Raw genomic sequence first — 18,619 nt, 5'->3', positions numbered from 1 at the left:
GCTAGATTTTCCCCCTATTAGCGTAAAAGTGGCAAAGTCTGTGCTATGATTTCTGCTATGCAAAAGATAAAATTTATTTACTCTCTGCAAAAGGTGTTTGCATATATTTTGGCGTGTGGTAGTGGGCTGTATGCGGATTTCAATGTTTCTTTGCCTACTTCTTATACGCTAAATGGGGTAAGTGAGACGCAAAATGCCCATGCAGATTGTACTTGGCTGCAATGCACTTTTAATCCAGAAGACAGGCGTCTTAGCTCCTTTACATTGTCAAATTCTGGTAGTACGAGGGCAGCACTTACCATATCGCTTGTTGCGCCAACTCCCAGCACCCCTCCGCAAAATAGCACTGTTGTGTTTTATATCAACAGCATGACTCTAAATCCAAATACCGGGCTTGTTGTGGATGGTTTTGATGGTGTTATTATGGATAGCAATTCTACTTGGAGGCTCAATAATTCATCTTTTTCTTTTGTTGGCAAAAATGCCAATGCAAGCACATTTACCGCCTACTCAAACTCACTAATTGATTTAAATAATAGCCAGTTTACTTATATTTCAAGGTCTTTTGTAAGCTATGCAAAAATAAATTTATCCAATGCATCAGCTATGATACTTCAGATAAATGGAGCATCTTTTTATAGTGATATCGTGGTAAATAGTGGAAGTAATCTAAGTATAGATATCAATGGTGGCAGTGGAACTTTGCTGCTAGCAGGGTTAGAGGATACAGGTATGGGCTCTTATAGATCATCCACTGCTTCGATAATAAATAATGGTGGAAAAATTAGCATTCTCGGAAATGTAAATAATGGCGGGATTACATACTCTACGATCTGTAATAGTAGTAATTGCGGCGCTGGTACGATAATCAACAATAGTGGAAGCATGATTATCACTGGTAAAATAACTAGCGAAAATAATGCCAATACCAACAATATAAGCTCACAAATCATAGTAAATGGCGGCACGCTAGACGCCCAAGGTGGTGTAGAAAACAAAGATGGCGCACAAATTGTCATAAATGGTGGCGCGCTAGAAACGCCAACGCTCCAGAATCAAGCGGGTGGCACGCTAAACTTTGGCGCGGATTCTAGCGGGAATATGGGGCAACTCATAGGGGATCTCACCAACAATGGCAGTGTGATAGTGGATACCACAGGCGCCAAAGATGGGAGCTTCACGCTTATAACAGGTGCGATTAGCGGGGACACAAACTTCGTGCTAAAGCAAAATAGCGACTTTTCAGATTCTACTTTTGATGCAAATACCGGCACGCTTATCATCGCACCGCAACAAGACAAGATAGATGATTTTAGGCAAAGCTTAGATTCTCAAGACAAGAGCGTGCTAAGCGGGCTTGAGGCAAAAATCCCCAACATCTACAACACCTACAGCAAAGCCGTGCTCACAAGCGCCATAAGCGAGGCATACACACAAATGCACGCGGTTGGATTTAGCGCGATTGCGCTTTTGGATTCCCTGCGGCAGGATAGAGCGGTGATGAGCGAGTATAGCGATTTTAGCATTCAAGCTCAAGGCGCGTATTTACAAGATAGCGAGTTTGGCAAAGGCTCATTTTATGGCGGGGGATTTTTGCTCAACGAAGCCTTCAAATATGGAATCTTGCAACTGCAAGTAGGCTACATACAAGCGCAAAGCACGCAAGAGCTCGGATACTACACCACAAGGGCAAAAAGCGATATATGGCGCATGAAAATCGCTGGGCGCGTGCTTTTGGGAGATTTTGAGATCGATCTAAGCGCAAATGGCGCGTTTGGCAGTATTCAAAACAAGCAGGAATTTAAAGACGCGCTCACAAGCACGCAAAACAAGGCAAATATCTCGCATGTAGGGCTTGAGGGAAGTATCGGCTATCGCTTTGGTGATGGCTTGTCATTTAAGCCATTTGTGGGCGTGGGTGGCGGTATGTATGCTCAAGGTGGAATGGAAAGCGTGCTGGGCTTTTATAGCGAGGATTTTAAAGGCGCGCATTATGAGGCGCTGGGCGGGGTTGAAGTGCGTGCGCGGTTTTATAAGGGAAGCATTGTGGCGAGCGTGCTTGTGGAACAGCCTTTAAACAAGCTGGATTCTCTAAATTTCAAAAACGCGCAGGCGGGGCAGGCTGATATTTTGGTGGGGTTAGATTCTGTAACGCGCTATGGGGCGAAGATTGGCGGAATGGCGCAAGTGAGCGAGCATATCAATCTTGGGCTTGAAGCAAGCGCTACAAGTAGCACCATATGGCAGAATCTTGGCATCAAAATGCACCTCGGGTGGTTGTTTTAAGAATCTAGCGTATTTTCAATAACTTCAATCACTCTTTGTGGTGTGATTTGGTTGATATCAAGGCGGCTTGGATTTTGCATATAGTTTGAGAGAAACGCATACGCGCATAGATTTTTGTCGATAATTGGGTGATAGATTCCATAGTATTTACCCCTTACCCTGCAAGGGTAGGGGGTAAATCTATAGAGATGATTGCCGTTAGACACGACATAAATACTTATGTCGTGTCTAAGCGTTGCGGCAAGATGCGCGCATGAAGTCTCGTTGCTCACTAGATGATTGCCGTTATACACGACTCGCGCTAGCGCGCAAAGAGTTGTTTTTCCGCAGAGATTAAAGGCGTGAAAGCCTTTAGTTTGCTTTGTAAGGTTGCTTTGTGTATTTAGCATAGTTGCGAGATTCTCACCATTTTGAGAATCTTCTCTCCCTCCGCAAATCACCACATGAAAGCCCTTTGACAAATGCCACAAGCCGACTTTGTAGAAATTTTTTATATCCCATTTGCGCCAAGAAGTGCTTGCCCCAATGAAAAGCACCACATAAGGCTTTGGAAGATTGAAGCGCTCAAACTCCTGCAACGCACAATCTCCAAGCTCTAGCGTGAGTGGTGGGAAAATAGTTTTGCCTAAAAGCGCGCTTGCAAACTCAGCGTTGCGCTCAAACTCAAACATAACGCCTTCTTTGCATGGCGTAAGCAAAGTGTAGTTTTTAGCAAAACGCGCATAATCCCTTGCATTAAGGTTATTTAAATCGCCTTTTGGGGCGTATTTTTGGCGTGCGCGTATAATTTTAGCAATCTTTTCGCTTGCCTTGTCACGGCTAAAAATCGGATTAATTGCAGTTTCAAACTCTAGGCACGCGATTTTATAGACGCTTTTAAAGCGATAGAGCGGGTTGCGTGAAAAGCGCCTCATATGAAGCGGGATAAATTCCTCCAAATATTGCCTATCAAAATTTAGCGCAAGGTCGCTGTAAGCGGCATTCCCAATAAGTGTGATTTTGCCAAAATGCTCATAAAAGCAAGGCAAAAAATTACGAAACAGCAAATAATCCCCAATCGCGTCAGTGCGGATAATAGCAAGCTTGCGCCTTTGATTTTTGGGCTTTTTAGACATTGCATATGAAAGTCTAGTGAAAATCTTAGCCGAGCAAAGCGCGATAGAATCTAGCATATTTTCACAAAGATTTTTAATCGCTTTGAGAATCTGCTTTATAGGATTTGGCATTTTAGGGTTGCTAAAGTAGGGGGTTTGCGCTTTTAGGGCGGATTCCACCTGCGCGCTATCTGGCAAGTAGAGGAAATCAATATTTTCTAAATGCGCCTGCGCAGAATCTTGCAAAATTATATGGCTAGGCTGGGGCTGCGTGATTGTGTTTAAAAGATTTTTTGGAGCGAAAATTATGAAATCTTGTGCGTGATTTGCCCGCAAAGAGGTGAAAAGATTTTCTAAATCTTTCTTTTCACATATTGTTCCACATAGGATTCTAAGCGGCACGGGATTTATCCATGTATCCACCTAGTGTGTGGGAATATGAGCGTGAATAGTATGAAAAATCTTGCGCAAAAATATGTGAAAAGTTGGTGATTTCTTGTTTTTTAAGGTTAAAAATAGAATGGGTAGTTTGAGATTTTAAAGGAAGTGTGGAATGTGAAAAATCATTAGCGCAATAAGAGCCAAAATAAAGAATTACATTATATTGCCCCCCCCCCTCAGTGGCTAAAATAGGAGATTTAAGAATTTCTTTCTCCTCCGCTAGCACCATAATCTCAATAAGCTTCTCAAAACTTGTATTTTTCGGATTCCAGCCGAGCTCTTTTTGCGCGAGGGTAGAATCCCCAATACTGCTTTTCACATCAAGCGGGCGGAAGTAGTTTGGATTTACTTCTACAAGCACTTTTTTTGATTTAGAATCTATGCCTTTTTCATCTATTCCACCGCCTTGCCACTCAAGCGTAATACCCACAAGCCTAAAAGCCACCTCGCAAAGCTCTCTAATGCTATGCTGCTCGCCTGTAGCGATGACAAAGTCTTTTGGCGTGGTGTGTGTCAGCATGAGGTACATACACTGCACATAATCTTTGGCATAGCCAAAGTCTCTTTTAGAATCTAGATTCCCAAGATAGAGTTTGTCTTGTAGATTATGCGCGATTCTCACAGCTGCTTTGATAATCTTTTTACTCACAAACTCATCACCGCGCAAATGCGATTCGTGGTTAAACAAAATCCCATTGACAGCGAAAATCCCATAAGCCTCTCGATAATGTCGCACCATATAAAATGCATAAAGTTTGGCGATAGCATAAGGGGATTTTGGGTCAAAAGGCGTTTTTTCATTTTGCACGCCATGCGCGTTTCCAAAGATTTCAGAACTGCAAGCATTGTAGAATCTACTTTGTATCCCCATGCTCCGCATCGTCTCTAGCACTCTAAGCGTGCCAAGCGCGATAGAATCTGCGGTGTTTTGTGGCATGGAAAATGATTTTTTGACATTAGAGATTCCAGCGAGATTATAAATTTCACTAGGTTTAATCTTTTGAAAGATTGAGACAATAGAGCTAGAATCTGTGATATCTCCATAATGATAAACCACGCAGCCACCAGAATCTGCGTAATACAAATCATCATAATGCACGAATTTTATATCTTTGAAATTTGGCAAATGTCGCACCATGATATGCACTTCATAGCCTTTTTCTAAAAGCAAGTGCATAAGAAAATAGCCATCTTGCCCGCCTGCACCGAGGATTAGGGCGATATTTGGTGAAACTTGAGGCGCGATAATCTGGGTTTTGGCGCAAGTTTCTTTTGGCACGGTTTTTTCTGTAGTTGCTAAGGTGTTTTTGCCCTTAAGCAAGCTATTGTAAAAATCTATCGTTTGTTGATAGGTTTTATCCCAGCTAAAAAGCTCGAGGCGTTTTGTGGCATTAGCGATTAGCGTGCGCTTTAAGTCTTTGTTATTTAGCAGGGTTTCGATAGTGCTTGCGATAGATTCTGGATTGTGTGGGTCAAAGTAGAGCGCGCTAGAATCTGCAATTTCCCTAAAAACAGCGATATCGCTTAAAGCACTTGCACATTTTGCAAAAAATGCCTCGAGTATCGGTATCCCAAATCCTTCGTAAAATGAGGGGAATACAAAACATAGAGCTTTATTATAAATTGTGTAAAGGTCATTTTCTTTGGCTTGAATGCTTGTAAAATTTTTGTCTAAATTAAGCTCCGCAAGAAGTTGGGATTCTGCAGCATTAAATGGCGCACCCACGCAAAGTGCCTGCAAATGTGGGTATTTTTTATGCAGAATATCAAACGCATATACGAAATTTTCAAAGTTTTTATAGCCACTTCTGCCACCCACAAAAAGCACATAAGAATCCGGCAAAGAGATGGTGCTGTGAGATTCTCTAAGGCTATGCCCTAGGTAGATGACTTGAATTTTTTCTTTTGCGATTCCAAAAAGCTGGATTAAATCTTGTTTGGTTTGTTCTGAAATAGCGATAATTCCATCGGCTTGCTGGCAATTGAGCCTTTTTAGCTTTGAAGTCTTTGTATCTTTTGCAAAATAGCTATCTGCGTAGAGCTCATGTATCATATCATAGACGCTAATCACTAGAAGCGAATCTTTTGGTTTGCGTAAGTTTTTATAATAGCTTAGATGATAAATATCAAATTTTTCTCGCGCTAAAGCAAGCTTTTCTGCTAGCTCATTTATATAAGAGACAAGCCGTCCTTTGCCTCTAAAATCTTTTCGTTTTTTATTTTTGCCAAGATAGAGGTTTTCAGAATACAAAGTGGCAATTTTTGCATTTTCATTGCGGATATATAGCTCATAAATGTAGCGCGAGATTCCACCGACAAACTGCGTGGAGAAAATATCATGCGAGTAGAGGACTTTGGGAGCGCTGTGCGCTGTGGTGGCGAGATTCTTATATCCCATAAATCCTCCGTAAATTAGACAACAAAGCTTTTGCAGAATCCGAAGTGCAAAGATGTAAGATTCTCAAAAATTCCCCCAAATATTGTAATTTCGCGCCCATAAGCCAAAAAATAAGCACGCAAAAATGAGCCGACATTCTAGCTTAAGATTTTTGGCTTTTAGCTTAAAATAAGCCCTTTAAAGCGTCATTTTATACACCACGCTAAAGATCGTCAGCAAGCCCGTGATAAGTAAAAACACATCCACCCACGCATTGCGGTAGCGTTTGAGCGCATTCACACTATAGAATCCAACAAGCGGCATGATAAAAAGGATCGTCGCAATAATCGGACCACCCAAACTCTCTATGAAGTCCAAAATGCTTGGATTCACATACGCGACGATGATAAGCGTGCTATACATAAAAATCGTCGTAAAAATATGCGTAGCCTTTGTGCTTGGCGCTTCCTTGCCTCTTAGCTTAAAGCTCTTACGCACGATGCCATTGAGCCCCTCGCTCGCGCCAAAATAATGCCCGAAAAATGACGAAGTAATCGCCAAAAACGCAACCAAAGGCGCGCCATAGCCCACCAAAGGCGCATTGATTTGAAACTTATTTGCAAAATAAGAAAGTATAGGCAGATTTGCTTCCCGCGCAAGCGCGAAATCTTGAGAATCTAGGCATAAAATACACGAAAACACAAAAAACATCACAAACACCAGCAACATAAGGGAAGTATTAAACAGAATCTGATTGCTCTTAAATTCCGCGTGGCTTTTATATTTGCGCTTGAGACTTAGCGTGAAAGTCGAAATTGCCGGCGAGTGGTTAAATGAAAAAACAAGCACAGGCAAAGTCAGCCACACAACGCTAATAAACTCGCTTAGCGGCGGGACTTGCTTTAAACTTTCAAAATTCCAATAAGGAATGAGATAAATCGAAAAAGCAAAAAGCACAAAACACAGCGGATACACAAGAATCGTGCAAATTTTTGTAATCGTTTCTTCTTTGAGCAGCATAACAGCCATAAGCGCGCTCACTAGCACAAAGGCTAAAAATGCACGCACTATTGGCAAAAGTTGGCGCACTTCCTCGCCTTGTGAGTTTTTCAGCACTTCAAAAAAGCCCTCAAGCCCTAATTGATTGACAAAAAAGCTCCCAAAAGTGTTGGTAATCCCAACGCCATACACTAAGCAAATAGGATAAATCGCAAAAAAGTAGAGTAGTGTAATGAAAAAGCCCGCCTTATGTCCCCAATATTCCTCCACCGCGTGCGTAATGTCCTTGTCATTCCCACTTGCTTTGAGGACAAAAAATGACAACCCGCGGTGAGAAAGCCACACCATGGGGAATATCAAAAGCGTCATCACAACGACAGGATAAAAGCCCCCAGTGCCTGCGCGAATGGGTAACATAAGGATGCCAGCGCCTACAGCTGTGCCAAAGAGCGAAAGCGCCCAGCGCAAATCAAAGGCACTAAACCTTATTCCATTGAATGTATCGCCTTCGCGGAAGTGAATTCTGCTTGGCTCCGCTTCGCGCGCATGCATTGCCCTGTCTTGCTGATGGGGTTGTGAAGGATTCTGCGACGCTGTTTTGGAATCTCTAAATTTTTTCATATCTGTTTCCTTAGTTTATTTGGTTTGTGTTTGAATAATGGTATTTTAGCGCGAGCATTTTACCAAAAAGAAGCTTTGAAAAGCACTCCCTAAACATTTGGTTAAATTTGGTTAAGCAAAGTATTGTAAAATGCGCGCCCTTGCTTAAATAAAGTGTTTTTGGAGAAGTGTTTTGCCTAAATTGTTTGTAAAAATTTTATTTTTTTGTACATGTGTGTGCGTGTTGCAAGCAAAGCAGGCAGGGGAGCTGGACTACTCAAAGCTTAAAATTGCAGAATCTAAGCCAAATTTTGATTATGTGCTTTTAAGTAGCGGAGTTGTTTTGGCTGGGAGCGTTGGAGGCGCGCTGGTGCTTTATATGCTTCCAGAGAATGTCACAAATTGGCAAAAAAATGAGATTGTCAATCTTGGCTCAAATTGGGCGCGCAAAGTCTCGCGTTCGCCTGTGGCGGATAGAGATGATTGGGTGCTTAATTGGATAACGCACCCTTATTGGGGCGCGGTGTATTATATGCAGCCGCGCAAGGCGGGCTTTGGCTGGTTTGAATCTACACTTTTTTCTTTCGCTGCAAGTGCGATTTTTTGGGAATATGGTATCGAGGCTTTCGCAGAAACGCCAAGCTGGCAGGATTTAGTCGTCACGCCTGCATTTGGTTCGCTTTTGGGCGAGGCGTTTTATCAAGCAAGCAAAACAATAGAATCCAACAATCGAGAGCTTTTTGGCTCGCGCTCAGTTGGGGAATTTGCGCTTATTGTGCTTGATCCTGTGGGCGCGCTCATTGAGCTAACAAAGCTTGATAAACATTTTGGTATCACAAAAAGCAATACTTACGCAAACCTCGCGCCTACATTTAGTCGCTCTGGCGGGAGTGGCGTAATGTTGAGCTTTTATCATCATTGGTAATTTTAGGAGATTTATAAATGAAGTTTGAAATTTCAGCGCAGGCGCATTTGCCTACGAAATACGGGAATTTTTATATTCAAAGTTTTAAGGAATTTGTAGAAGGTGGCTGTCCTAGGGAACATTTGGTCGTTTGGACGAAAACTCTAGGCAAGATTCCGCTTGTTAGGTTGCATTCAGAATGCCTAACGGGCGATGTTTTTGGCTCTTTGAAATGCGATTGTGGCAACGAGCTAGAATACGCGATGAAAGAAATTGCAAAATCAGAATCTGGCGGTATGCTCATCTATCTAAGGCAGGAGGGTAGGGGCATAGGGCTTTTTAACAAAGTCAATGCGTATGCTTTGCAAGATAAAGGGCTTGATACCGTGGAGGCAAATATCGAGCTTGGATTCCCAAGTGATTTGCGCGATTATGAGATTGTGGGCGCGATTTTTAGGCATTTTGGGATTGAGGAGATTAATTTGCTGACAAACAATCCGCTAAAGATAGAATCCATACAAAAATACGCCAAAGTGAGTAGGACAAGCATAATCGTGGGCTGTAATCAGCATAATAAAGAGTATTTGCAAATTAAAAAAGATAAAATGGGGCATTTGCTTTAAAATTTAGCGCGTGCTAGGCGCATTTAGTGCTAGGCAAAAGTGCGAAAGGTGCGAAAAATGATAGACTCTCAAACAAGACAGATGATAAGCTACAGCGAGGCTTTGGAGATTTTAAACACTATTGAGGTAAAAGCATTGCCTACAGAAAAAATCGTGTTTAATCAATCTTTAGGGCGCATTTTAGCACGCGATATTAGGGCAAAGCACAATGTCCCACCTGTGCCAACTTCTGCGATGGACGGCTTTGCGGTGCGTTTTGATGATGTTTTAGCGTTGCAAAAGGCGCAACAACAAGCGCAAGAAAAGGGAGAAAGCGCAGGGCAGAGCGATGGGCTTAAGATTCAAGCGCGTAATCAAGCAGGGAGCGAGGAACTCTACACTTTGGAATCCACAAGTGCTATCCGCACTTATACCGGCTCGCGTATGCCGCTAGATTCTGATACATTGCTTTTGGTGGAGGATATCGAGGAGTTTGAAAAAGATAACGCGCGCTACATTAGGCTAAAAGACGCAGGGCAGATACTAAAACGCGCGCAGTGGGTGCGTCAAGTAGGCGATAACTATAAAAAAGATGAGATTCTAATCCCCAAAGGAACGCGCATAAGCCCTTTTGAAATCGGAATCCTCGCGGATAATAACGAGGTTTTTATCGAAGTGTTTGCACGCGCGCGCGTTGGGATTTTGAGCATTGGCGATGAGATTATCGAAGTGGGCGAGGAGAGCGATCGCACAAACGCCCTGCGTAGCGTGAATAATCATCTCTTGGGCGCGCTCGTGGAGACGCTGGGACATACAAGCGTGCTATTCCCAAAAGTGGGCGATGATAAGGAGGCGATTAGGGCATTTTATAAAAGCGCGCTAGAGCAGTGTGATGTGCTTGTAACAACCGGTGGTATGAGTGTTGGGGATTTTGACTTTACAAAAGAGATTATGAAACAAGAATGCAAGATAGTGTTTAAAGGTGTGCGCCTAAAGCCCGGAAAGCCCGTCGCGTATGGAATCTATCACAACGCGCAAAAGCAAACACATATTTTTGGTTTGCCCGGCTATCCGAACTCTTGCGCGGCGACATTTTTGCTTTTTGCACGCGTGATTTTGGCGCGTCTTTGCGAGACAAGCGCACCAGAGCTTATTTTAAACGCCACGCTTTTGGAGGACTTGAAACGCACAGATTCTAGAATGGAATTCCGCGCGTGTGAAGTGAAAGTAGAATCTGGCGCATTGCAGGTAAGTTGCGCTTCCAAAAAAAGCCTGCAAAGCTCGATGATTAACAATCTAGGCGCGCATACTGCGTTTATTATTTTGGAAGAAAATGGCGGCGATTTACCAAAAGGCGCGAGCGTGAAAGTCCTACTTTTTAGGGACATTTTGGGGTAGATTCTGAAAAATTTGCAACTTTAAGCAAGCAAAAAAAGGTAAAATACGCACGCATAACGCGATTTATCTACACAAGACAAAACACGAAAGGAAGAGCAATGATACGCGTAGAATTTTTAGGACCTTTAAGCACTGAAAGCGCACTAGATTTGGAAGTGGCTAGCATGGAAGAGCTAAAAGAAAAACTCTCGCAAAATCCAAACCTCACCAAATGGCTTGGAATCTGTGCTGTAGCGGTCAATGATGCGATTATCAAAGATTCCGCATATACATTTAAAGACGGCGATAAAGTGGTGATTTTGCCCCCCGTATGTGGCGGGTAAATCACTCATGGCGCAAGGCGACGATGGGATTTAACTTTGAGGCTCGGCGTGCGGGGAGATAGCCAAATAAGATTCCGATAAATGCGGAAAACAAAAACGCAATAAGCGCTGTTGGCATATCAAAAACAAATGGAAGCTCCATTTGCACGCTTAGCCCCCACGAGGCAAAAAATGCCCAGAGAATCCCTAAAAGTCCGCCAAGCGAGCTAAGCGTAACAGATTCTATCAAAAACTGACCCAAAACCTCGCTTTGTAATGCCCCAATCGCCATGCGTGTGCCGATTTCACGCGTGCGCTCGGTTACTGAAACTAGCATAATATTCATAATCCCAATGCCACCTACAATAAGGCTCACGCCCGCTATAAGCCCCAAAAGCGCGGTAAGCATTTGCGTTGTGGAAGTGAGCGTTTCAGCGATTTGCTTTGTATCCATAATCTCAAAGGAGTCCCTGTCGCCGCTGCGGACATTACGCACCTTGCGTAAAACTTGTGTGAGCGCATTTACCGCCTGTGTGGAATCTACCCCCTCTTGCAAGCGTATCATAAAGCGATTTATAGAATACAGCGAGTTGCTCGGGCTAACTGAACGCGTAAAAGCCTTCATAGGGAGCAAAATTACATCATCTTGATCGTTCCCCATACCGCCTTGCCCCTTAGATTCCAGCACGCCCACGCATTCACAGACGATATTATTTAAGCGGATTTTTTTGCCTAAGGGATTTTCATTGTCAAAGAGATTTTTACGCACGCTCGCGCCGATAAGACAGGAATTGCTCCCCACACGATATTCAGAAGCTTCAAAAAGCCTGCCTTCTTCAGTATCCCACTGCGTCACATCAAAAAAGTTAGAATCCACGCCCTGCGCGGTCGTCGTGGTGTTTTTGGCAAGGTATTGCAACATTACAGAAGTTTGCGAAATCGGCGCGACTGCCACGCTATATTCGCCCATCATTTGGCGCACTTCTTTGACTTCTTCAAGGCTAAAGTTGCGTCGCGGGTTTGCACCGCTGGGATTCATTGCGCGCGCGGGGAAAACAAGCAAAAGATTACTTCCTAAAGAGGAGATTCTATCGCTTATCATTTGCGTGGTGCCTTTGCCTAGATTTATCATCACTACCACCGCGCCAACGCCGATAATCACGCCAAGCATCGTAAGAAACGCTCGCAAAAAGTTGCGCCGAATCTGACGCAAGGCAAGTAAAAAAGCGTTTAGTATCATAGGTTTCCTTGTTGGGTTAAGATTCTTGCAAGTTAGATTCTTGTGGTGTTGGATTTTGTGGCGCGGACAAGTTAGCGGAATCGCTCAAAAGCCTGCCATCTAAGAAGTGCAATTCCCTGCTAGCATACTGCGCCATATCCGGCTCATGCGTAACCATGAGGATTGTTATCCCAAGCTCGGTGTTGAGCTCTTGCAAAATCTCCATAATCTCCACACTGCGCTTTGTGTCAAGATTCCCCGTTGGCTCATCCGCAAGCAAGAAAAGCGGTTTTGAAGCAATCGCACGCGCAATCGCCACGCGCTGCTGCTGCCCGCCACTAAGCTTTGAGCTTGTGTGGCTCGCCCATTCTTTCAATCCCACGCGATCCAGCGCCTCAAGCGCTAAAGCTTCTCTTTGCGCCTTTTTCATCCCGCGATACATTAAAGGCAACTCGACATTTTCAAGCGCCGTTGTGCGCGCAAGAAGGTTAAATCCTTGAAAAATAAAACCAATATAATTGCGACGCAAAAGCGCGCGCTGATTTTGGCTAAGCTTAAAAACATCTATCCCACAAAAAAGATACTCGCCCTTAGTGCCTACATCAAGCGTGCCAAGGATATTTGCTAGGCTTGATTTGCCACTTCCGCTAGGTCCCATAAGCGCGACAAATTCCCCTTTATCAATCCGCAAACTCACGCCTTTAAGCGCCTCAAATGCGCTTTCGCCTTTGCCATAAGTCTTGCAAACATTATGCAACGCGATAAAATCCTGCCCTATAGCTTGACTTATTTGACTATCCATTATTTTTGCTTACCCATTATTTGCCATTTTTTAGCGCAGTGATGACTTGCGCGCGCTCATCAATACCGCTAATAATCTCCGTATATTGCCCATCAGAAATTCCCACTTCCACGCGCACGGATTCCGGAACGCCATCTTTGAGAATCCACAGCGTCCCACTTTTGCTCGCATTTTGATTTTCTTTTGCGCTAAATTGCGCTCTAGGGCGCGGTGGCGGACCAAACATTGTGCCTAAAGACGCGCTTTTGCCCGCTTTTGGCTGGAGCTTTTGCATGGCTTTGTTTAAATCAAAATAAAGCGCGGAGCTAGGCACAAGCAAGGCATTTTGCGACTTTGCGATGATGATGTCTGCTGTCGCACTCATATCTGGGCGCAAAAGGAGGGATTTATTATCCACTTCAATGCGCGCAATGTAGCTTACAATCGTGCTAGAGCTACTAGAGCTCGAACTTGAGCTACTTGAGGAACTGCTCGTGCTTCCATCGCCCGAGCCAAAATTTACCTTATTCACTTCTGCAAAAAAAGTCCTATCCGGGTAAGAATCCACGCTAAATTGCACTTCTTGTCCTTCTTTAACCTTGCCAATATCTGCTTCAGAAATATAGGCTTTTAGAAGCATTTCCTCTAAGTTTTCAGCGACTTTGAAAAGTACAGGCGCTTGGAAGCTCGCTGCCACGCTTTGCCCCACTTCCACGCTTTTTGTCAGCACTACACCATCGATAGGCGAGATGATTTGCGAGTTTTTAAGATTAATGCTTGCGGTTTGTATGCTTGTCTCAATCTCTGCGATTGAGGCTTTTTTAATATCCACATCAGAGCGGGCAGAAGTGTAATTAGTCTTAGCGTTTTGCAATTCTAAAAGAGAGGGCGATTTACCCCCGGTTTTTTCATACAAATCCTGCAAGCGATCATAATTCCACTTTTTGTCCACCAAAGTTTGCTCGCTTGCCTTAAGCTGGGCTTTTGCGGAGTTTAGCTGGGCTTTGTAGCGCGCAAGCTCTTGATTGATACTTTCTGGGTTAATGCGCGCGAGAATCTGCCCCTTTTTCACGCGATCATTTTCCTCAACAAGCACTTCTAGCACGATGCCTGAAATCACACTACCAATTTCCACTTCATTTGTGGGCGAAAGTGAGCCAGAAGCCGAAATGCTCGCCTTTATGTCCCCGCGTGTGGGCTGGAGCGTCTCATATGAAAATGAAGGCGTATGAAACTTCCAAAAATACACCGCCACCGTGCCGATAACAAGCACAAGCGCGAGGAAAACAAAAAGCCACTTTTTTTGCAAATGCGTTTTTTTGGGATTGAGCGTATCATAAATATTCATTGTTTAATCCTTTATATTTTGTGAATCTAGCGTTGCTTCGCGATTCTCTTGCGTTCCTTGTGCGATTTTTTCTTGGTTTGCAGAATCTTGAAGTTGAGAATCCACAATCCACAACGCCCCGCCAAAAGCTTTAAACAGCGTCACCATCGAAATCGCCTCATTGATTTGCGAAGTGTGGAATTGAGTGCGCATTGAAAGATGTGTGTTTTCATTAGTCAAAAACTCACTTCTATCAATCATTCCATTTGCCTGCCTTTGGGTATCAATCTGCCATGCTTCTTGGCTAAGGTTAAGCGCGAGCGAGAGATTTTGCACCTGTCTTGCTTTAGAAGTTTTATCAAAAAGCGCATTTTCCATCTCGCCAAGCGCGGTGTTTATCGTCTTTTGCAAGGTGTAGTAAGCCTCTTTACTTAGCTCTTGCTGGATTAGGTAGTTTTGCTTTAAGCTTGTGCGATTAAATAAAGGCGTGGTGATAGAATTTGCAATTTGAAAGACAAGAGAATTCCCTGTGGTGTTACTATAGAGTAATTCCCCGATTGAGCCGCTAAGCGAAATGCTAGGAAGCCTCGCGGCATTTGCGTTTGTCTCTTTGTAGAGTTGGGAGTACAGCGCGTAAATGCTAGATTCCACATCGGGGCGCTGTAAAATCACCTCGCTTGGAAGCGCCTCAATGTCAAACTCTGCGATTTTCACTTCGCGTGGCAGGGAAAAATCCACATAAGAATCTAGCTCTTGCGCGTTCATATCAAGGAGCACAAGCAGCGCGTTTTTGTTTTGCTCAAAAGTATAAAGCGCGCTCTCCATGCTATTTTTTTGCGTGGTGGTATTTATCATCGCGCTTTTGTAGGTGTTTATGTCAATAAGCCCAGATTCATACTCTTGCTTGCTAATAGCTTCTATCTCCTCGAGATTTTTTAGCAAATCTCTGCTTTGCGCGATGGAAAAGGCATTATCAAGCAAGGTAAAATAATAAGTCGCCACATCGCCAATAAGTGTGAGTTGCGTATTTGCGAGGTTACTTTGAGCTTGCTTGTGAGCTTCTTTGCTTGATTTGCGCAGTGCGTTAAGCTTGCCAAACAAATCAAGCTCCCAGCTCATGCTAAGGCTCGCATTTACGGAGTTTGTGCCCGGGCGCACGGTGAGATTCTGACTTTGTGTGCGTCTGTCGGTGTAGTTGGTATTAAGTCCGGCGTTGATTGTGGGGAAAAGGCTTGCGGTGTTGATTTTTGCCTGCGCTTTTGCCTGCTCGATACGCGAAATCATTATAAGCACATCGCTATTGCGTTCCAGCGCGATTGTTAGGAGCTTTTCTAGGTCTTTGTCGTTGAAAAGTAAGCTAAATTGCTTAAGATGAGAATCTGCTTTAAACTTTTTACTTTGCGTGTTGTTTTGCGGATTCTTAGAATCTTTGCTTTGTAGATTCTGCGCTTCTTGTGTGTTTTGCGCGTTTTGTGCTTCTTGCGCGGAATCTTTTTTTGTGTAATTTCTAAAAGCCTGCGGGATATGATTTTTACTCTCTAGCTCTTGCGCTGTAGGGATTTTCGTCGTGCAAGCTGAAAAAACAACAAGAAAAGCGAGCAAAAAAATTCTAAGATTCAATGCAAAATTCCTTATTCAAATTTTATTGCGGACAATTTATAGTGGGATTGTAGGTAGAAAAAGTGAATTAAATATGAAATACCTGCATATTTAACTTTTTCATATTTAAAAAAGCCTATATTTTTTTATATATTAAGTTTATTTTTATATAAATAGTTGCAAAATGCACGCTTTGAGATTTTGGACTTCAACCCAAAATCCCACAAAAACAACACAGGAGCAACAATGAAAACATATCCCAAAGTTTCCCTCGCACTTATTAGTGTATTGCTAAGTGCAAATCTCGCTTTTGCAGATGAAGCGACAAACCAACCTAGCGCGCAATCTAGCACAAATCAATCTACTACCCCCCCCCCTCAAAGCATAAAATCAAACACTGACAAAGTCTATGACTTAGGACGCATTGAGGTTGTAGGAGATTCCCGTCCAGATAGCAACCCAACGGTAAGCACCGTTACCGCAGAAGATATTGCAAATACAAGCTCAAAAGATGTCGCAGAAGCCTTGCGCTACACTCCCGGTGTATTTGTATCCGAAGGTGCGCGCCAAAGAGGCGATTCAGGTGTTAGTATCCGCGGTTATGGTGGAAGTCGTATCGGACTTTTTGTTGATGGGATTCCGATTTATTCAATCTATGAGAGAAATACAAACTTTAAACACCTCAATACCTTTGAAATCTCTGAAATCTCTGTCTCAAAAGGCTACACAAGCCCTGTATATGGTATGAATACTATGGGTGGTGCGATAAATATCATCACCTCAAAGCCAAAAGACAGACTTGAAATACGCGGAAAATATGAGTTTGTAAGCAATAACGAAAACCGCGCTGCAGTATCAATCGGCACAAATCTTGGCAAATACTACGCGCAGTTAAGCTATTCTTTTGTAGATAGAGATTCTCTTAATCTCTCAAATAATTTCCAAACAACCATTTGGCAACCTAACAAAACCGCGCTCAATAGCTACTACACAAATAATACGCTTAAAGCAAAGCTCGGCTGGCAACCAAACGAAAACCATGAATACTCGCTAAATGTCGTTTATGAAAGAGGCAAGCATGGTGGCACAATAGGCGCTAACGGAAATAGCCCTTATTGGGATTGGCCACATTACGACAAGGTTACCGCGTATTTGCTAGGGAACTCAAAGCTCACTGATAAGCTCTCTTTAAATTCCCGCGTGTATTATGATAGTTTTTATAATAGGATAGATTTTAGAGGGCAGTATCAAGGAAATGGTGTTATTGCGCCGGGACAAGGCTTTGCGAATCAACCCGGCGTAAGTATTTACGATGACTACGCGCTTGGTGGGATTTTCACACTTGATTATGCCTTTGATGAGTTTAAGAATCTTAAGGCTGGTTTAAATTTACGCAATGACAACCACAACGCCCAAGACCCAAATACTTTGACTTATGATACAAAGATTCTTAAAGATTTAAGCACTTCTGTATTTGCAGAATACGCCCAAACATTGCAAAATAATTTGCGCTTTGTATTAAGTGCGAGCTATGATAGGAATGATAGCTTTTTGATTAAGGTTCCTACAAGCAGGACCGATACAACGCTTGTTAAAGATTCCAACTCGCATTTGCAAGGCTGGACTTTACAAGGTATCTTATATGCACAAGTAAGCGATAGCGTGATGCTTCATATGAATGTAGGAAAAAAATCCATGCTCCCCACACTAAATACACGCTATGGCTCACAATGGGGACAAAAGGTAGCAAATCCAAATCTCCAACCAGAATCTGCCATTAACTACGAATCAGGCATCACTATAGACACAGATTCTACAAAACTAAGCGTAGCTGTGTTTTACAATATTATAAATAACATGGTTGCAAGTAAAACAATGCCTAATGGTTCTTGCTCCGCTGGCACAGGTTGTAGTCAAAACATTAATATAAATAATGGTGTTTCCTATGGTTTTGAAGCAAGCTTTGCTCAAGCGCTTTTTGATGATGCTTTAACTTTGAATGCAAACTACACTTTCACACAAAAAAATGCTTTAGGTGGCACTAGTGACTATGCAGTCGATGGCTCAAGGATTCTTAGTTACCCAAACCATGTGGCAAATGCAAGCATCGTATATAAGCCAATCAAACAGCTTGATTTTATCGCACTAGTCACTTACCAAAGCAAGCAATGGTTTGCAGCTTCAACAGGTAGCGGAAGTAATAGAGTTTATACTCACTACTTCCAAAATAATGATATTTTCCTTATTGATTTAAAGGCAAATTACCATGTGATTAAGGATTTGACTTTGAGCCTCGGCGCATACAACTTGCTTGATAGGAATTACTATTATGGCACATACTACTACCAACCCGGCCGCAGAATCCTAGCAGGCATAGAGTATAAATTCTAAGTCGGATTCTAAATTTTTAAAGAATGGATTGCTTCGCTTAACTGCGTTGCGCTCGCAATGACACGCAGAATCTTTGTCATTGCGAGGGCTTTACCCGAAGCAATCCAAAAAGTCCCCATTCCCATCATTGCGAGGATTCTTTAGAATCCGAAGCAATCCCTCATTAAAATCTAGCTTTTTAGAATTTTTAGAATCCTATTTATTTTTAATTCTTTTAAAAGTTTCTATTTTTCAAAGTTTTTTAATTTTGCTAAATCCCACTTAGATTCTTAGAATTTCTTTTTTTGCAGGGGGATAAG

13 protein-coding genes are annotated in these 18,619 nt (G+C 42.9%); 6 read left to right on the top strand and 7 right to left on the bottom strand.

Going from position 1 to position 18,619, the window contains the following annotated elements:
• Positions 1 to 57: 57 nt before the first annotated feature.
• Positions 58 to 2,286, top strand: coding sequence for a hypothetical protein (locus CQA49_RS06260; protein WP_147288662.1), 2,229 nt, complete (start codon positions 58 to 60; stop codon positions 2,284 to 2,286).
• On the opposite strand, the gene CQA49_RS06255 is transcribed toward CQA49_RS06260, so the two are convergent.
• From CQA49_RS06255 to CQA49_RS06245, 3 genes are all read right to left on the bottom strand, one after another.
• Positions 2,283 to 3,782 (bottom strand): glycosyltransferase family 9 protein, encoded by a 1,500-nt coding sequence (locus CQA49_RS06255; protein ID WP_115575110.1) that lies wholly within the window; start codon positions 3,780 to 3,782, stop codon positions 2,283 to 2,285. The genes CQA49_RS06260 and CQA49_RS06255 overlap by 4 nt on opposite strands.
• A complete protein-coding gene (locus tag CQA49_RS06250) occupies positions 3,772 to 6,219 on the bottom strand; it encodes a GDP-mannose 4,6-dehydratase (protein ID WP_115575109.1) in 2,448 nt (815 codons plus the stop codon). Before CQA49_RS06250 ends, CQA49_RS06255 begins: the two co-directional genes overlap by 11 nt.
• A 177-nt stretch (positions 6,220 to 6,396) precedes the next feature.
• A complete protein-coding gene (locus CQA49_RS06245) occupies positions 6,397 to 7,749 on the bottom strand; it encodes an aromatic amino acid transport family protein (protein ID WP_115575135.1) in 1,353 nt (450 codons plus the stop codon).
• A 241-nt stretch (positions 7,750 to 7,990) separates the two neighbouring features.
• Between CQA49_RS06245 and CQA49_RS06240 the strand changes: the two genes are divergently transcribed.
• The 4 genes from CQA49_RS06240 (at position 7,991) to CQA49_RS06225 (ending at position 11,024) form a co-directional block, all read left to right on the top strand.
• Entirely contained in the window at positions 7,991 to 8,722 is a 732-nt protein-coding gene (locus CQA49_RS06240; RefSeq protein WP_258864244.1) for a DUF3943 domain-containing protein, read from the top strand.
• 17 nt (positions 8,723 to 8,739) lie between these two features.
• Positions 8,740 to 9,324: a GTP cyclohydrolase II gene (ribA, locus tag CQA49_RS06235; protein ID WP_115575108.1), complete on the top strand. Its 585-nt coding sequence runs from the start codon at positions 8,740 to 8,742 to the stop codon at positions 9,322 to 9,324.
• Positions 9,325 to 9,381: 57 nt separating this feature from the next.
• Positions 9,382 to 10,701 carry a molybdopterin molybdotransferase MoeA gene (locus CQA49_RS06230; protein WP_115575107.1) on the top strand — a complete coding sequence of 440 codons (1,320 nt, stop codon included), beginning with the start codon at positions 9,382 to 9,384 and terminating at the stop codon, positions 10,699 to 10,701.
• 98 nt (positions 10,702 to 10,799) lie between these two features.
• Positions 10,800 to 11,024, top strand: coding sequence for a MoaD/ThiS family protein (locus CQA49_RS06225; protein ID WP_115575106.1), 225 nt, complete (start codon positions 10,800 to 10,802; stop codon positions 11,022 to 11,024).
• Position 11,025: 1 nt separating this feature from the next.
• Here the strand turns inward: CQA49_RS06225 and CQA49_RS06220 are convergent, their stop codons facing one another.
• From CQA49_RS06220 to CQA49_RS06205, 4 genes are read right to left on the bottom strand one after another with little or no spacing between them, the layout of a single operon-like run.
• Entirely contained in the window at positions 11,026 to 12,243 is a 1,218-nt protein-coding gene (locus CQA49_RS06220) for an ABC transporter permease (RefSeq protein WP_115575105.1), read from the bottom strand.
• Positions 12,244 to 12,259: 16 nt separating this feature from the next.
• The gene (locus CQA49_RS06215; protein WP_115575104.1) at positions 12,260 to 13,024 is read right to left on the bottom strand and encodes an ABC transporter ATP-binding protein; all 765 of its coding nucleotides are present in this window, start codon (positions 13,022 to 13,024) and stop codon (positions 12,260 to 12,262) included.
• A gap of 16 nt (positions 13,025 to 13,040) precedes the next feature.
• Positions 13,041 to 14,351, bottom strand: a complete 1,311-nt coding sequence (locus CQA49_RS06210; protein ID WP_115575103.1) for an efflux RND transporter periplasmic adaptor subunit — start codon at positions 14,349 to 14,351, stop codon at positions 13,041 to 13,043.
• Between the two features lie 3 nt (positions 14,352 to 14,354).
• Positions 14,355 to 15,950 carry a TolC family protein gene (locus CQA49_RS06205; protein WP_258864243.1) on the bottom strand — a complete coding sequence of 532 codons (1,596 nt, stop codon included), beginning with the start codon at positions 15,948 to 15,950 and terminating at the stop codon, positions 14,355 to 14,357.
• A 225-nt stretch (positions 15,951 to 16,175) separates the two neighbouring features.
• Between CQA49_RS06205 and CQA49_RS06200 the strand changes: the two genes are divergently transcribed.
• Positions 16,176 to 18,320: a TonB-dependent receptor gene (locus CQA49_RS06200; RefSeq protein WP_115575102.1), complete on the top strand. Its 2,145-nt coding sequence runs from the start codon at positions 16,176 to 16,178 to the stop codon at positions 18,318 to 18,320.
• The last annotated feature ends 299 nt before the right edge of the window (positions 18,321 to 18,619 follow it).

Source organism: Helicobacter sp. MIT 00-7814 (assembly GCF_003364115.1).
Classification (GTDB): Bacteria; Campylobacterota; Campylobacteria; order Campylobacterales; family Helicobacteraceae; genus Helicobacter_F.
This window is presented reverse-complemented; position numbering and strand designations above follow the sequence as displayed.

Coding starts and splice junctions, on each gene's coding strand:
- CQA49_RS06245 (WP_115575135.1), bottom strand. CDS start 7,749: ATGCATGCGCGCGAAGCGGAGCCAAGCAGAATTCACTTCCGCGAAGGC.
- CQA49_RS06220 (WP_115575105.1), bottom strand. CDS start 12,243: ATGATACTAAACGCTTTTTTACTTGCCTTGCGTCAGATTCGGCGCAAC.
- CQA49_RS06250 (WP_115575109.1), bottom strand. CDS start 6,219: ATGGGATATAAGAATCTCGCCACCACAGCGCACAGCGCTCCCAAAGTC.
- CQA49_RS06210 (WP_115575103.1), bottom strand. CDS start 14,351: ATGAATATTTATGATACGCTCAATCCCAAAAAAACGCATTTGCAAAAA.
- CQA49_RS06215 (WP_115575104.1), bottom strand. CDS start 13,024: ATGGATAGTCAAATAAGTCAAGCTATAGGGCAGGATTTTATCGCGTTG.
- CQA49_RS06260 (WP_147288662.1), top strand. CDS start 58: ATGCAAAAGATAAAATTTATTTACTCTCTGCAAAAGGTGTTTGCATAT.
- ribA (WP_115575108.1), top strand. CDS start 8,740: ATGAAGTTTGAAATTTCAGCGCAGGCGCATTTGCCTACGAAATACGGG.
- CQA49_RS06200 (WP_115575102.1), top strand. CDS start 16,176: ATGAAAACATATCCCAAAGTTTCCCTCGCACTTATTAGTGTATTGCTA.
- CQA49_RS06230 (WP_115575107.1), top strand. CDS start 9,382: ATGATAGACTCTCAAACAAGACAGATGATAAGCTACAGCGAGGCTTTG.
- CQA49_RS06225 (WP_115575106.1), top strand. CDS start 10,800: ATGATACGCGTAGAATTTTTAGGACCTTTAAGCACTGAAAGCGCACTA.